The sequence below is a fragment of the Sporomusa intestinalis genome (genome assembly GCF_055383785.1).
Genome location: NZ_AP042390.1, coordinates 5,054,932 through 5,070,655, shown reverse-complemented (window position 1 = coordinate 5,070,655; position 15,724 = coordinate 5,054,932). Strand labels below are relative to the sequence as shown.

The 15,724-nt window shown below is 55.5% G+C and carries 14 protein-coding genes; all 14 read left to right on the top strand.

The window, feature by feature from the left end; genetic code table 11:
• The first annotated feature begins 21 nt into the window (after window positions 1-21).
• On the top strand, window positions 22-1,908 hold the full coding sequence (locus ACZ481_RS23595; RefSeq protein WP_464767784.1) for a sigma 54-interacting transcriptional regulator: 1,887 nt from the start codon (window positions 22-24) through the stop codon (window positions 1,906-1,908).
• Between the two features lie 181 nt (window positions 1,909-2,089).
• Window positions 2,090-2,401 (top strand): UxaA family hydrolase, encoded by a 312-nt coding sequence (locus tag ACZ481_RS23590; RefSeq protein ID WP_464767783.1) that lies wholly within the window; start codon window positions 2,090-2,092, stop codon window positions 2,399-2,401.
• A 4-nt stretch (window positions 2,402-2,405) separates the two neighbouring features.
• Window positions 2,406-3,569, top strand: coding sequence for a UxaA family hydrolase (locus ACZ481_RS23585; RefSeq protein ID WP_464767782.1), 1,164 nt, complete (start codon window positions 2,406-2,408; stop codon window positions 3,567-3,569).
• 28 nt (window positions 3,570-3,597) lie between these two features.
• Window positions 3,598-4,869, top strand: coding sequence for a nickel pincer cofactor-dependent isomerase, group 22 (locus ACZ481_RS23580; RefSeq protein ID WP_464767781.1), 1,272 nt, complete (start codon window positions 3,598-3,600; stop codon window positions 4,867-4,869).
• A 234-nt stretch (window positions 4,870-5,103) separates the two neighbouring features.
• Window positions 5,104-5,619, top strand: a complete 516-nt coding sequence (locus tag ACZ481_RS23575; RefSeq protein WP_464767780.1) for a MarR family transcriptional regulator — start codon at window positions 5,104-5,106, stop codon at window positions 5,617-5,619.
• Between the two features lie 48 nt (window positions 5,620-5,667).
• Window positions 5,668-7,404, top strand: a complete 1,737-nt coding sequence (locus ACZ481_RS23570) for an amidohydrolase (protein WP_464767779.1) — start codon at window positions 5,668-5,670, stop codon at window positions 7,402-7,404.
• A complete protein-coding gene (gene nudC / locus ACZ481_RS23565; protein ID WP_464767778.1) occupies window positions 7,379-8,245 on the top strand; it encodes an NAD(+) diphosphatase in 867 nt (288 codons plus the stop codon). Before ACZ481_RS23570 ends, nudC begins: the two co-directional genes overlap by 26 nt.
• A gap of 245 nt (window positions 8,246-8,490) precedes the next feature.
• On the top strand, window positions 8,491-9,903 hold the full coding sequence (locus ACZ481_RS23560) for a PTS mannitol transporter subunit IICB (protein ID WP_464767777.1): 1,413 nt from the start codon (window positions 8,491-8,493) through the stop codon (window positions 9,901-9,903).
• Window positions 9,904-9,974: 71 nt separating this feature from the next.
• Window positions 9,975-10,406, top strand: a complete 432-nt coding sequence (locus ACZ481_RS23555) for a PTS sugar transporter subunit IIA (protein ID WP_464767776.1) — start codon at window positions 9,975-9,977, stop codon at window positions 10,404-10,406.
• A gap of 87 nt (window positions 10,407-10,493) precedes the next feature.
• A complete protein-coding gene (locus tag ACZ481_RS23550) occupies window positions 10,494-11,255 on the top strand; it encodes a DeoR/GlpR family DNA-binding transcription regulator (RefSeq protein ID WP_464767775.1) in 762 nt (253 codons plus the stop codon).
• A gap of 18 nt (window positions 11,256-11,273) precedes the next feature.
• Window positions 11,274-12,263: a 1-phosphofructokinase gene (gene pfkB / locus ACZ481_RS23545; protein ID WP_464767774.1), complete on the top strand. Its 990-nt coding sequence runs from the start codon at window positions 11,274-11,276 to the stop codon at window positions 12,261-12,263.
• Window positions 12,250-12,537: an HPr family phosphocarrier protein gene (locus ACZ481_RS23540; protein ID WP_464767773.1), complete on the top strand. Its 288-nt coding sequence runs from the start codon at window positions 12,250-12,252 to the stop codon at window positions 12,535-12,537. Before pfkB ends, ACZ481_RS23540 begins: the two co-directional genes overlap by 14 nt.
• Window positions 12,530-14,227, top strand: a complete 1,698-nt coding sequence (ptsP, locus tag ACZ481_RS23535; protein WP_464767772.1) for a phosphoenolpyruvate--protein phosphotransferase — start codon at window positions 12,530-12,532, stop codon at window positions 14,225-14,227. The genes ACZ481_RS23540 and ptsP overlap by 8 nt, the downstream gene beginning before the upstream one ends.
• 21 nt (window positions 14,228-14,248) lie before the next feature.
• The gene (locus tag ACZ481_RS23530) at window positions 14,249-15,532 is read left to right on the top strand and encodes a zinc-binding dehydrogenase (RefSeq protein ID WP_464767771.1); all 1,284 of its coding nucleotides are present in this window, start codon (window positions 14,249-14,251) and stop codon (window positions 15,530-15,532) included.
• The last annotated feature ends 192 nt before the right edge of the window (window positions 15,533-15,724 follow it).

The window sequence follows — 15,724 nt, the reverse complement described above, 5'->3', positions numbered from 1 at the left end:
GGGCTGAATTGAGGTGGAGGTATGAGGATAACCATTATTGCGCCGATGCGCAATATTGCGGACACGGCCAATGAGGTGCTGGCAAAGCGGGATTTTGAATGGGCCGGCGAGATTGAGGTGGTCCCCGGCCTGCTGGAAGCGGGCCTGGAGCAAGCCTGCCAGGCGGTGGCCAAAGGTACGGATGTAATTATCAGCCGCGGGGCAACCGCCTCGCTGATTGCCAAAGCTGTGGATGTGCCTGTTGTTGAAATTCAGGTTACTGCTTTCGATATTCTGCGGGCGCTGCAAAGCATGGGCGAGGTTGCCGGCACCATTGGCGTGGTATTTATGCGGCGTTTTTTATTTGAATGCGAAAAATTGGGGGAACTGATCGGCGTACCGATGCGGGAGATTTTTATTGAAAATGAAGCAGTGGCGCCGGCCCGGCTGGAAGCCGCCTGTCAGGCAGGGCTGCGCACCTTTCTGGGCGATGCCTCCTCGGCCGGTCTCCTGCTGGACCGGGGTTTGCGGGTTGGACTGATTGAATCCTCGGCCGAGGCTGTCAGCAAAGCCATTATTGAGGCTGTCAATCTGGCGCAGGTCCGCTGGCGCGAGCGGGAGAAGGCCGAGCTGTTCCGGACAATTATCAATGCCTCGGCCGACGGGATTATTGCTATTGATAAAAATGAGCAGATTACTATTTTTAATCCGGCGGTGGAACGGATGTATAAAATGGCAGGCGACGCGGTTGTGGGCAGGCCCATTGGCAGCATCATTCCGGACGACCGCCTGCGGGAATGCCTGACCGGCTGTAAATATGAGCGGGAAAGTGTCCAGAGTATTAGCGGCCGGGTTTTTGCAATCAAGCGTTTTCCCATTAAGCTGGGCGAGGATATTGTCGGCGCCATCGCCAATGTGCAGGATGTAACCCAGCTGCAGTACTTTGAACAGGTAGTCCGGCAAAAATTAAACAAAAACGGCCTCAAGGCCAAATTTCATCTGGACCAGTTAATCGCCTCCTCGCCGCAAATGCAGGCAATCAAGGAGCGGGTCCGGCTCTATGCCGGCAATGATGCCACCGTACTGATAACCGGTGAATCCGGGACAGGCAAAGAACGGGTAGCCCAAAGCATCCATAATGCCAGCCGCCGGCAAACAGGGCCGTTTGTGGCCGTCAATTGCGCGGCTTTGCCGGAAAACCTGCTGGAGAGCGAGCTGTTTGGCTATGAGGAGGGGGCTTTTACCGGGGCGAAAAAAGGGGGCAAGTCGGGCCTGTTTGAGCTGGCCCACGGCGGGACGATCTTTCTGGATGAGGTGGGGGAAATGCCGCTGGCGCTGCAAGCCAGGCTGCTGCGGGTTTTGCAGGAAAAAGAGGTAATGCGGCTGGGCGCTGACGGAGTTATACCGGTAAATGTACGGGTGCTGGCAGCCACCAACCAGGATATGATGTCCCTGGTTGACGGGAAAAAGTTCCGGGCTGATTTGTATTACCGGCTGGATGTCCTCCGGCTGCATATCCCCCCTTTGCGGGAACGGATTGAGGATATTCCGGCGTTAATCCGGAGCTTCCTGAACAAAACGCCAGGCAGCAGTACGGGTACTGACATTAGCGAGGGTGCGATCAGGGTTTTGCAGCAGCAGTATTGGCGGGGGAATATCAGGGAGCTGGAAAATGTTATTGAACGGGCCCGGTTGCTGGCAGAGGGGCCGGTTATTGAAGAGCATGTAGTGAGGCGTGAGCTGCCGGGCCAGGCCCCAGGGGCTGCCGGTCAGGCTAGACCTGCGCTGGCGGAGCAGAGCAACCTTGAACAGATATTGTTTGAAGAAAAATATAACTATACCCAGGCTGCCAGGCGGCTGGGGATTAGCAGAACCACTCTCTGGCGGAAACTCCGGGCCGGCAGAAAACGCAATGAAACAAATGAATGAAACAAATTGTTTCAGATGCAAATAATTGTTTCAAGGGAAGCGCCGGTTTATGGCGGACCGGAATATCATAGCTGTGAAGGCTGCAGGCATTGCCACCCGCCAGGGAAGGCCGGCGCTACCTGGCATGAATTTTGCTAATATTATAAATTGACGTTATTATGTAAGGTCTGGAGGCGAATTTGTGAAAAAGTACCAAGCGATTGTTATGAAACCACAGGATAATGTTGCCACCGTAACGGAGGATATTGCCGCCGGCTGTGACATTGCGATCAATAGGGACGGTACCGTAATCAGCCTGCATGTGATCGACAACATCCCCTTTGGGCATAAAGTGGCGATCAGGGATATTGCCAAGGATGACAAGATCATCAAGTATGGTGAGGTAATCGGGGTGGCAACGGCGCCGATTGCCGCCGGCCGGCATACCCATGTGCATAATCTGGGCGGCTGCCGGGGCCGCGGTGATTTAGAGAATGGAACACAGGAGGGATAAGGCAATGAATTTTATGGGCTATCGCCGGCCGGACGGCACTGTCGGCATCCGCAATCATGTACTGGTATTGCCGACTGTAAACTGTGCCAACCAGGTGGCAAGAGGGATTGCGGCCAATGTAAGGGGCGCTGTCTGGGTTGAACACCAGCATGGCTGTTCCCAGCTCGGTGAGGACGCGCAGCAGACAACCCGGGCCTTTATCGGCCATGGCATTCATCCCAATGTCTATGGAATTGTGGTCGTCGGTTTAGGCTGTGAAGTTATCCGGGCCCAGGACGTGGCTGACGAAATCAGGCGGCAATGCCCCTATAAGCCGGTCCGTACGATTATTATCCAGGATGAGGGCGGCTCGAATAAGGCGATCCAGTCGGGAAGCGCCGCCGCGCAGGCGATGATGATCGCCGCGTCGGCTTTGCAGCGGCAGGCCGTTGATGCCGGCGAACTGATCCTGGGAACCGAATGCGGCGGCTCGGATGCCTGTTCGGGACTTTCCGGCAATCCGGCGCTGGGGGCGGCCAGCGACCTGCTGATCGATGCCGGCGGCACGGCTATCCTGGCCGAGACGGCCGAACTGATCGGCGCGGAGCATATCATTGCCGAACGGGCCGTGAATGCGGCCGTCAGGGACCAGTGCTATGCAACGATCAGGGCGTTTGAGGACTCGGCCAAAACCATGGGTGTGGATATGCGGGGCAGCAATCCTACCCCCGGCAATATCGAGGGCGGCATATCCTCCATTGAGGAAAAGTCTCTGGGCTGTGTGTACAAGGGGGGGACCAAGCCGCTGCAGGCCGTTATCGGCTGGGCGGAAAAGGTAACCGCCAAAGGCCTGGTGTTTATGAATACCCCCGGCAATGATATTGAACAGCTGACAGGCATGGTGGCCGGCGGCTGCCATATTTGTGTCTTTACTACCGGCCGGGGTACGCCCACCGGCTCGCCGATAGCACCGACCATCAAGGTGGCGACCAATACGGCCATGTTCCAGCGCATGCAGGATAATATGGACCTGAATGCCGGCACCATCATAACCGGCGAGGAAACCGTAGCCCAGGTCGGGCAACGCATAGTGGCCGAGATGCTGGCCGTTGCCTCAGGAAAACTGACCAAAGCGGAGGTTTTGGGACAAAATGATTTTGCCATTATGCGCATTGGGCCGACAATGTAGTCAGATATAAAGGCTGGAGGGAATTGTTATGGGGATTATACAGGAACTGCTGACCGGGACGGAGCTGCCGCGCATGGTTAAAATCCGCCAGAATTTTAAGGTAACAACGGTGCAGGACATACCGGCAGTGATCAGGCAGGAGTTGGCCAAAGCCGGTATCGGCGAGCGGATTAAAGACGGCATGAATATTGCCGTTGCCGTTGGCAGCCGGGGGCTTGACAGACTGCCGGAACTGGTCCGGCTTACCGTGGCCGAGATACGGCAGCGCGGCGGCCGGCCCTTCGTGGTGCCGGCGATGGGCAGCCACGGCGGTGCCACTGCCGCCGGCCAGGCCAGGGTATTAGCCAATCTCGGGGTTACGGAGGAAAGCGTCGGCTGCCCGGTACGCTCTTCCATGGAGGTTGTGGAGGTTGGCAAAATCGACAATGGCCTGGCTGTCCATATGGATAAATATGCTTATGAAGCAGACGGAATTGTCATTATAAACCGGGTTAAACCCCATACCGCCTACCGGGGTCCCTGCGAAAGCGGCCTGGCTAAGATGCTGACAATCGGCCTGGGCAAGCAAAAGGGGGCGGAGACCTGCCATATGTACAGCTTTAAGCATATGGCCGAGCATGTTTTTGCTATGGCCCAGGTCAAGCTTGCCAGCTGCAAGGTACTGTTCGCTATCGGCACGGTGGAAAACGCCTATGATAAAATATCCACACTGGTTGCGGTGCCGGCGGAAAAGATTATGGAAACGGATCAGCAGTTGCTGCTTGAGGCCAAAGCCAAGATGCCGCGGATACTGTTTGACGAGATTGATGTACTTGTTGTCGACCGGATTGGCAAGGAAATATCCGGCGACGGGATGGACCCGAACATAACCGGGCGGTATCCGACCCCTTATGCCAGCGGCGGTCCGGACGTCAACAAACTGGTAGTCCTTGATCTGACGGAAGCGACCAATGGCAACGCCTGCGGCATTGGTGTCGGCGATTATACAACTCGCAAACTGTTTAATAAGATTGATTTTGATTATACCTATGCCAATTGCATTACCAACACCACCCCCGCTCCGGCCCGCCTGCCGATGGTCATGGCCGATGACCGGGAAGCCCTGCTGGCTGCGGTCAAGACCTGCAATGCCCGGGATATGTCCAAAGTCAGGCTGGTCAGAATTAAAGACACCCTGCACCTGGGCGAAATTTTTATCTCTGAGGCTCTCTTGCCGGCGGCTCAGGCCAATCCTGCGATTGAAGTATGCGGTGAACCGGCGGCGATGAAATTCGATGAAGCCGGCAATCTGCTTGGCTGACAGGGACAATAATCATAACCGGCCCCAACCTGCCACAACTGCAGGCTGGGGCCGGTTCTTTCATCATTCGGCGAGGACCCGGCACGGCAGCCCGGTGGGGCCGGCATAATTGATGACAGCCTGTTGTTTCCCTGTAAACTATTTAGCGGGACTGATTTTATTTTTTAATCACATATTGTATAATGAAAAGTAGTTCTTAAGCCTACAACACTGGATAAAGTTAGGTTGATTAGCATGCAAAGCAGAGATTTGACGGTTCAGGCGCTGATGCGCAAGCTGGAAACCCTCGTTTATTATGTAAACAGTATTGAGGATTACGAGGAAAAAATACTGCAGGCAATCTTACAAGAGCAGGACTGGGAAGATCTGCAGCAGGTGAGACTGACTTTGGCGGAATGCCATGTCATCGACTGTATTGAAAGAAATGCCTTACTCAATACAACGGCCATTGCCAAACGCCTGCATATAACCAAAGGCGGAATTTCAAAAATTACGGCAAAATTAATCAAAAAGGATATGATCGAAGTCCAGCGGCTGGCGAACAACCAAAAAGAAACATATTATAGGTTAACGCCGCGGGGAAAAAAAGTATTCCGGATTCATGCAATCCTGCATGATCAGGCTCAGGCCGGCTTTATCCGGCTTTTTAGCGCCTATAGGCAGGAAGAATTAACATTTGCCGGCCAATTTCTCGATGACCTCATTGCCGCCTTTCAGGCTCGTCCCGAAAAGCAGGACAGTGAGTCTTAAAAAAATGCAGTGACAGTACAGGAATAAAAAACAAGGCAGGTGATGAGAATGACCACAGGACGTTTGGCCGACATTGTCATGATGAATGGCGTAATCTATACTGCCGATCCCCACGATACGATTCATCAGGCAATCGCCGTCAAGGGGGAAAAAATACTCTTTGTTGGCAGTAACGAGCAAATCGCGGCTTATATTGACGACGGCACGGAAACAATTGATCTGCAGGGTAAGATGGTCATTCCCGGCTTGATTGACAGCCACATTCACCCGCCAGGCATTGCCCTGACCGAACTCTATGAGGTGCAGTTGTTCGGGATCAACACCCTGGAAGGCTATCTTGCGGCCGTACGGGACTTTATCCGGCAGCAGCCGGACCTCAAAGCGGTTTTTGGCCAGGGCTGGCTATGGAGTGCTTTTACCGGTGAGGATCTGAACAAAGGTCCCCGGAAGGAGTATCTGGATGCGGTGGCGCCCGATATTCCCGTCATTCTGCGGGCCATGGACGGCCACAGCTGGTGGGTCAATTCCAAGGCGTTGGCAATGAGCGGCATAACCACCGCAACGCAGGCGCCTGAGGGCGGCGTCATTGAGAAAGACGCGGTCAGCGGCGAGCTGTGGGGGACGGTGAAGGAAAGTGCCATCTCATTGGTTATGCAGCCGCAGTACACCCTCGAACAGTATATAAAGGCGATGACGGCCTTTCAAAGCAGGATGCACAGCTTTGGCATTACCGGCATACTGGCGATTTTGGGACGGTTTATGCCGCTGATTCTGCAGGCCCTGCAGCACTTGGCCCGGCAAGGGCAGTTGGCGCTTCATGTCCGGGGGGCCATCATGGTCCAGCCGCAGGCGGACCTGCACAGCCAGCTTGAGGCTATTGGCGACCTGCAGGCCGAATATGATTCCGCTAATTTCCGGATTACCACGGCGAAGTTTTTTGCTGACGGCGTTGTGGAGGGGGGCACAGGCTATTTGCTGGCGCCCTACACCCTGGCGACAGGCAAAGGCCCTGATTATTACGGCCGGTTTCTCTGGGACGGGGGCGGCCTTGACGAGGCCTTTGCGGCCGCCAACCGGCGGGGGCTGCAGATTCATGTCCATTCGATCGGCGATGGGGCCACACGCAAGGTCCTTGACGCGTTGGCAGCAGCCCGGCAGCTGGCGCCTGCCGGTGATTTCCGCAATACAATCACTCACCTGCAGCTTGTTGCCCCCGATGATATCGTGCGGTTTAAACAACTGCAGGTTATCGCCAGCGTTCAGCCTTACTGGCATTTCAAAGGACCCAACTGGTGGCACAATGTTGACTACCGGCTCCTGGGGGACAGGGCTGAATACGAATATCCGCTGCAGACCTTTGTGGCCGCCGGTGTGCCGATCATATCCTCCTCCGACTATCCGATTACCCCTGTGCCTAATCCGCTATTTGCGATTGAAACCGGGGTTACCCGCAATATCTTCGACGGCCGGGTCTATGGCGTGGAAGATATAACCGACCGGGATGATGAGCGGTATTTGCTGAATAAGGCCGAGCGGGTTACGGTGGCGGCCATGCTCCGAAGCTTTACAGTCAACGGCGCCTATTCCCTGTTTATTGACCATGAGACCGGGTCGCTGGCAGCCGGCAAGCAGGCTGATCTGGTTGTGCTTGAGCACAATTTGCTGGCCATCAATCCTGTTGCTATTGACAAGGTGAAAGTACTGCAGACCTATTTTGCCGGCAGGCTGGTCTATCAGCGCGCGCAAACAGGGGAAAGCCATGAGGACGCAGGGGTTTATGGCTGAGCGGGGCTTATATAAAAATTATAGACCGGCTGTTGTTGCCCCGGCCGGGGCCGCGGCCGGACCGGCCTGGATGTTTATTTTCAAAGCGGCCCAGATCCTGCTGCGGGACGGTTTAGCGCGGCCGGCCATTCCCACCAGTGAGGAGGTTAAACAAATAGGGCCGCAGTTAAGCGGCCGGCAGTATTTGGGTGAACTGAAGGGGCGGCCCTGTTACTGCATGGAGATCAATGATACGGCCGTTCTGCCGCCCGGGTTGGTTTTTAAAGAGTTAAGGTCCCTGCTGGAGCAGGTGGAAGAAGATTTGTTCCTGCTGGCCGGCCGGGCGTTTCAAATCATAAACTGGCACCGGCTAAGCCGGTTTTGCGGCCAATGCGGCCGGCCGACGCAGCTGAAGCCGGGTGAGCTGGCGAGACTGTGCCCGGGTTGTAGAACTGTATATTATCCCCGCATTTCACCGGCCGTTATCGTGGCTGTCGTCCGCGGTGACAAGGTGCTGCTGGCTCATAATAGAAATTTCAGGCGCGGCTGGTACAGCGTTATTGCCGGCTTTGTTGAACCGGGCGAGACCTTTGAGGAGTGTGTGGCCAGGGAGGTCATGGAAGAGGTTGGCCTTAAGGTCCGGAATATCAGGTATTTCGGCAGTCAGCCCTGGCCTTTTCCCGACTCGCTGATGGTTGGTTTTACGGCCGAATATGAAAGCGGTGAAATCCAGGTCGATGGGGAAGAAATCGATGCAGCCGCCTGGTTTGGCAGCGAAGACCTGCCGCCCTGCCCCGGCAAGTATACTATTGCCGGCAAATTGATAGCAGCGGTACTGGCAAATAAAAAAAAGCGGCGATAAACAGACCCCTAACAAAGACAATCTGCCCCGGGCAGATTGTCTTTATGTTTTTCTTTAAAAAAATCTGTATTTTCAAAATGTATTGACAACAAATGAAAATAAAATTATAATGAGCATAAACAATAATAAATGAGCAAAATATATCAAATTTAACTTAGTAAACGGGCAAAAATGACTGAATGCGAGGTGAATACAGGAGATTGCTAACCGGGCTTACACGGAATCAGACTTAAGGAGGGAGAAAGATGAGAGAAAATCTGCAAAAATTTGGTGGGTTTCTGGCCGGTATGGTTATACCCAATATTGCAGCCATTATTTGCTGGGGGTTGATTACGGCCTTTTTTATTCCCACCGGCTGGGCCCCTGATGAGAATCTGGCCAAACTTGTCGGACCGATGATTCAATATCTGTTGCCCATCCTCATTGGTTTTGCCGGTGGCCGCCTTGTTTACGGACTGCGGGGCGGGGTAATCGGCGCCACCGCCACTATGGGCGTTATTGTCGGCAGCGACATTCCCATGTTTATGGGGGCTATGGTGATGGGGCCCTTTGGCGGCTGGATTATAAAAAAATGCGATGAGCTGCTTGAAAACAAAATCCCCACAGGGTTTGAAATGCTGGTTAATAATTTCTCGGCCGGGATACTGGGCATGATCCTGGTAATCTTGGCTTATAACATTATCGGGCCGGTGGTTGCCGGGATTGCCACCCTGCTTGGCAGTGCCGCGAAGGTTATTGCTGAAGCCAAGCTGCTGCCGCTGTTAGCCCTGCTGATCGAGCCGGGCAAGGTGCTGTTTTTGAACAACGCGATTAATCACGGCGTATTTTCGCCCATCGGCATTGCCGAGGTCAAGGAATTCGGGAAGTCTGTCTTTTTCCTGCTGGAAACGAACCCCGGCCCCGGCCTGGGCTTGTTGCTGGCCTACTGGGTATTTGGGAAAGGCCTGGGAAAACAGTCCGCACCAGGTGCTGTCATTATTCATTTTCTTGGCGGGATTCATGAAATCTATTTTCCCTATGTATTGATGAACCCTCTGTGCATTATTGGGGTGATTGCCGGTGGCATGGCGGCGGACTTAACCTTCCTGCTGTTTCAGGCCGGTCTGGTTGCCACACCCTCGCCGGGCAGCATTTTCGCCTTGCTGGCCATGACGCCCAAAGGGGGTCTGCTCGGGGTCCTGGCAGGTATTACTGTCGGGACGGTTGTCTCTTTCCTCGTCTCCAGCATCTTTGTGCGGGCCTATAGCGGCAATGTTGATGAACAGAGCGGCGCGGACCTGACCAGCGCCCAGCAGCTGGTTACGGCGATGAAACCGGCAAAGGCGGAGGAGCAGGTCCAGCGGTCTGCCACCAGCCAGACGCTGGCAACTACAGAAGCCGGTCCGGTGAAAAAGATTGTCTTCGCCTGTGAGGCCGGCATGGGGTCGTCAGTTATGGCTGTCTCCGTGCTGAAGAAAAAACTTGCCCAGGCCGGAAAAAAAGGGATTGAGGTTGTCCACAGCCCGGTTAATCAAATCCCCCGGGACGCAGACATTGTGCTGACCGCGGCGGGGTTGGTGGAAAGCGCCAGAAAAGTGGCGGCACCGGGAACCCGCGTATACGGGGTGCAGGACTTTATTAATACCCCGGTTTATGACGAGATAATTAAGCAGTGCTGAGACTGTGTCCCGGTTTATAGCTTATACGGGTTTAGTTTCTTCCGATACAGAAAATTAAGGAGAGCGAAAACATGCGTTTTGACCGTAACCTGGTTTTTATAAAGTCTGACCTGAAGAGCAAGGCCGAGACTGTCGAGTTTCTGGGGCGTCAGCTGGTAGCGGCCGGCGCTGTGCAGCCTGATTATATCAGCGCTATGCATAAACGGGAGCAGGATACCGGCACTTATATTACCGAGGGGATCGCAATCCCCCATGGCACGGAGGACAGCCGCAGCCTGGTGAATAAAACGGCCATTGCCATCGTTAAGATTCCCCGGGGCATTGAATGGGTTGACGGCAAAAAAGTATTTCTGGCCTTCGGCATTGCCGGCAATAATGACGAGCATGTTGCCCTGCTGGGCGGGCTGGCCGGCCTGCTGATGGATGCCGGGCAGAAAGAGAAGCTGCTGGCTGCCAACAGTGAAGAGGAGTTATTCGCCTATCTTGAAGAAAATATAGAATAGCTTTGTTCGCTTATCTGCCGCAACGGTCCCGGGCCGGCGCTTTGTTAAATAGCTGTTTAGATGCTTTAGATGTGACTGGAGGAATTTATGTTTGCCGAAGAACGAAAAACGGAGATTCTACAACTTATCAGAATAGGCAACCCTGTAACGGTAAGCAGTTTGAGCCAGCGTTTCGGCGTTTCCGAGTCTACCGTACGCCGTGATCTGCAGGAACTGGAGGACAATGGTCTCGTCCAGCGAACCCACGGGGGAGCCATTTCAGTGCAAACCGGTTTTGAAATGAGTTTTCAGGAGAAGGAAGTTTGCTTTCTCGCGGAAAAACAACAGATTGCCTCCCTGGCTGCCGGTCTGGTCAATGATGGCGAGACGGTGCTCCTGGATTCAGGCACAACCACCCTGGAAATTGCCCGCTTATTACGTACCAGGAAAATTACTGTCGCCACCAACAGTATGGATATTGCCCAGGTGTTTGCCGAGGAAGCGGCGGTTGAGACCGTGTTGCTGGGGGGGACGCTGCGGAAAAATACGCGGGCTTTAGTCGGGTATCTGACAAATGATGCGTTGCGCAAGATGTATTTTGATAAAGTCTTTCTGGCCACGAATGGTATTGATCCTGAATTCGGGATTACTACGCCCAACCTGACGGAAGCCGAAACCAAGCGCTATATGCTCCGCGCCGGCAGCCAAAAAATTCTGGTTGCCGACAGTTCCAAAATCCGCCGGCGCAGCCTGTCCCGGATATGCGGCCTTGAGGATATTGAATTATTAATTACTGATGACGGCCTTACCGATACCGACAGGCAGCAGCTGGCGGCATTGACTAAAGTCCTGACCCCGGCAATAGGCTAACAAGGGAGGTGACCGGCTATGAACAGACAACGGCAGATCGTAACAATTACCCTGAACCCGGCCCTTGATCAGACTGTATATATCCCGCATTTTCAGGAGGGAGAGGTCAATCGTGTCCAGTCGCACCGGATTGATCCCGGCGGCAAAGGCATAAATGTCGCCAAGGTAGTCAGGGCCCTGGGCCACCCGGCTTGTGTCACCGGTTTTCTCGGACAGGATAACAGCAAGCGATTCCATGAGTACTTTCAGAAGCAGGCGATTACTGACTGCTTTGTTGAGGTTGCCGGTGCCGCCAGGGTCAACATTAAGATTGTTGACGACCAAAGCGGCCGGGTAACGGAAATTAATTTCCCGGGCTTACATTGCGGCAGCCGGGACCGGGAAGAACTGGAAACGGTCATCCGCCGGCTGGCCGGAGAGCATCAATGGTTTGTGCTTGCCGGCAGTCTGCCGCAGGGCGCGCCGCCCGACATGTATGGATGGTTGACCGGGCTGCTGCAGCAGCAGGGGGCCAGGGTATTCCTTGACAGCAGCGGCCCCGCTTTGCGTGAGGGGATTAAGGCTGTTCCCCATGCCATTAAGCCTAATCTGGAAGAGCTGGGACAACTGGTCGGCCGGGAATTGGCAAAAGCAGTCGAGGTTAAAAATGCGGTTGCCGACTTGCTGGCCGGGGGAATCCAGGAAGTCATTGTGACTATGGGGGCCCGTGGCGCCATTGTGGCCGACAAAACAGAAATACTGCAGGTTACGCCGCCGGCTGTTGTCGCTAACAGTACCGTCGGCGCCGGCGATGCTATGGTTGCCGGTTTTGTTGTCGGTAAAACCCGGGGTTTGTCTTTAGCCGATTGTGCCCGCCTGGGGACGGCGGCGGCTACGGCTTCGGTTGTTCAGCCCGGCACTCAGGCCGGTCCGGTCCAGGAAGTGGAGAAATTACTGTCTCAGGTCCAGGTCAGCGGGGGTGCAGCGGCTACTGATTATAAGGCAGGTGGAAAAAATGATTGTCCATGAATTCGTAATTAATAATAAAAGCGGGTTGCATGCACGGCCTGCTGCCCAGTGGGTTCAGACTGCCAGCCGGTATCAAAGCAGTATCAGGCTAAAAAAAGCCAACCGGGAAGTAGACGGCAAAAGCCTGCTGGCGGTCCTCTCGCTCGGGTTAACGGCAGGCAGCAGTGTCCAGATAACGCTGGACGGACCAGATGAAACGGCCGCCGACAATGAGCTGATGCAGCTGATCGCTGCATTGTCAGCAGCGGGAGAGCAGGAGGCTGAGCATGGCTAAAAAAAGCTGGCAGGGGATTGGCGCCTCAGCCGGTCTGGCCGCCGGCCGGACCTGGCTGCTCCGGCCGGCAGCCAGAGCAGCCGCTGCTGATCCCGGTCCTGCCGACAGCCTCAGTCAGCTGGACCGGCTGCAACAGGCGATTGTCTCGGCAGACCAGGCGCTTCTGCAGCTGGAAGACCAGGTCAGACGGGAACAGGGGGAAGGGCTGGCCCAAATTTTTGCCGCTCACCGGCTATTATTGAGTGATCCCGCTTTCACCGGCGAAATGGCGCTGCGGATTCAGGATAAACGCCTGCCGGCCGAGCAGGCGGTACAGCAGGTAACGGCCGAAGCGGTGACAATGCTGGCGGCCTTGGAAGACGCCTATTTTCGGGAGCGGGTTGTTGATGTTCAGGATGTTTCGCAGCAGCTGCTGCAGCATTTGCACGGCAAGGACAGCGGCGACAGCCGGTTTCCCCCGGCCGGCAGCTGGGTCGTGCTGGCCGAGGAGTTAACACCGGCCCAAACCATTACGCTGCCGAAAGACCGGGTGTCTGCCTTTATTGTCCGCCATGGCGGCAAAACATCCCATGCGGCTATTCTCGCCCGCACCTATGGGATTCCGGCAGTTGTCGGCGTGGCCGCCGGCTGGGAAGAACTGACCAGGGCTGAGGCGGTGGCGGTTGACGGTGAGCAGGGGTGGATCGGTGCGGTGGCGCTTGCCGACCTGGCAGCGCTGCCGGGAGCAGCGGAAAAATCCGCTGAAACAGGGCCGGCAGAACCAGCCCCGGCTAATACCGGCATCACGCTGGCTGCCAATATCGGTCATCCCTCCGACCTTGCTTTGGTCCGGCGTTTCCAGGCGCAGGGGGTGGGCCTGTACCGCACCGAGTTTTTATTTATGGGGACCGCTCTGCCCACAGAAGAAGAGCAGGCTGCGGCTTATAGCGAGGTAATCAGCGCCTGCGCCCCCCAGCTGACTGTTATCCGGACACTGGACATCGGCGGTGATAAAAGGGCGCCGGCGCTGGCGCTGCCGGAAGAAAAGAATCCTTTTCTGGGGGTCCGGGCCCTGCGGTTGTGTTTTAACAGGCCGGAACTGTTTGCCGTCCAGCTGCGGGCCATCTGGCGGGCTTCGGCAGCCGGGCCGGCAGCGGTGATGTTTCCGATGATAGCAACCCTGGAAGAGCTGCGCCAGGCCAAACAGTATCTGGAAACGGCCCGCAAGGCTGTTGTCAGTCAGGGCCATCCGGTTGGTTCTCTGCAGGTGGGAATGATGATTGAGGTTCCCGCCGCGGTCTGGCTGGCCGCCAAACTGGCGTCAGAGGTGGATTTCTTCAGCATCGGCACGAACGACCTGATTCAGTATGCCTTGGCTGTTGACCGGGAAAACAGTGCTGTTGCCTATTTATATCAGGCCTGCCATCCGGCGGTGCTGGGCATGATTGCCCAGGTGGTCCGGGCTGGCCGGGCGGCCGGCATCTGGACCGGCATCTGCGGCGAGGCCGGCGGCGATCCCCTGTTGGCGCCTTTCTTTGCCGGGCTGGGGATTGATGAATTAAGCATGTCGCCCGGGTTATTGCCGCAGATGCGCCAGGCTCTGGCCGGCTTTGACCGGGAGAAAATGGCTGGCGAAGGCTTTGTCGATAAGGTTCTTGCCTGTGCCACAACGGCGGAAGTAACTGAGCTGTTAGCAGGCTATAACAAATAGATGCATAAGAGGTGGTAACAAATGCAAACGCGGGCGGTAAGACTATACGGAAAAAACGATTTGCGCCTGGAATCCTTTGCGTTGCCGGCACTACAAGCAGATGAAATCCTGGTTCAGATCATTTCCGACAGCATCTGCATGTCCAGTTATAAGGCGGCTGTGCTCGGACCTGAGCACAAACGCGTACCCCGGGACGTTGCTGAACAGCCGGTTATTATCGGCCACGAAATGGCCGGCAATATTGTGGAAGTGGGGGCCAAATGGCAGTCCCGGTTTACGCCGGGTGAGAAGTTTGCTCTGCAGCCGGCGTTAAACTATCAGGGCAGCATGGATTCGCCCGGGTATTCTTACCGCTACTGCGGGGGCGCGGCTACCTACGCCATCCTGCCGCAGGAGGTCATGGAGCTGGGGTGCCTGTTGAAATACGAGGGTGAGGCCTATTATGATGCTTCGCTGGCCGAGCCCATGTCCTGCATTATTGGCGCTTTCCATGCCAGTTATCATACTGATATGGGGTCTTATGAACACCGGATGGGCATAGCCGCCGGTGGCAAGCTGGCTATTCTGGCCGGAGCCGGGCCCATGGGCCTGGGGGCCATTGATTACGCCCTGCATGGCGACCGGCAGCCGGCAATGCTCGTGGTTACTGATGTGGATGCGGCCAAAATAGCGAGGGCCAAGGCTATTTTCCCCCCGGCTGAGGTTAAACAAGCCGGCATTGAGCTGATTTTTGTCAATACGGCGGCAATCAGCGATGTGGCTGCGCATTTACGGGGCCTTACCGGCGGGACCGGATTTGATGATGTGCATGTGTATGCGCCGGTAAGGGCCGTAGTGGAGCAGGCTGATCAAATTCTGGGACGGGATGGCTGCCTGAACTTTTTTGCCGGTCCGACCGATACGGCCTTTGCCGGTTTGCTCAACTATTATAATGTTCATTACAATGCCGCTCATGTAATGGGCACGACCGGCGGCAATACCAGCGACATGTTTGAGTCGCTGCGGCTGACGGAAAAGAAACGCATCAATCCCGCTGTCATGGTTACCCACGTCGGCGGCCTCGACAGTGCGGCGGCCGCAACCTTAGCTCTGCCGCAGCTGCCGGGAGGGAAAAAACTGATTTATACCGGTATTGATATGGAACTGACGGCGATTGAGGATTTTGCCAAACTGGGGGCCGCCAATCCCCATTTTGCCAAACTGGCGGAAATCACAGGCCGCAACAAAGGCCTGTGGTGCGCAGAAGCAGAGCAATATCTGCTGAAGAACTGGCAGGAAGGGGGCCGGCAAGCGGCCTCAGAGTAAATGCCATATATAGCGAGCCTGCCCGCCGGCAGGCTTTTTTTTTTCGAGAACAGGGGACCGTTCATTTTGCTTCGCTCCTGGCTGCCTGACCTATCAGGCCTGATTATTTTGTTAACCACAGCTATCGCCAAAACCTACGAAAGCATGCAACGCCGGGATGGAGTGCTGAGTATTAGAACACAAACGCGCAGG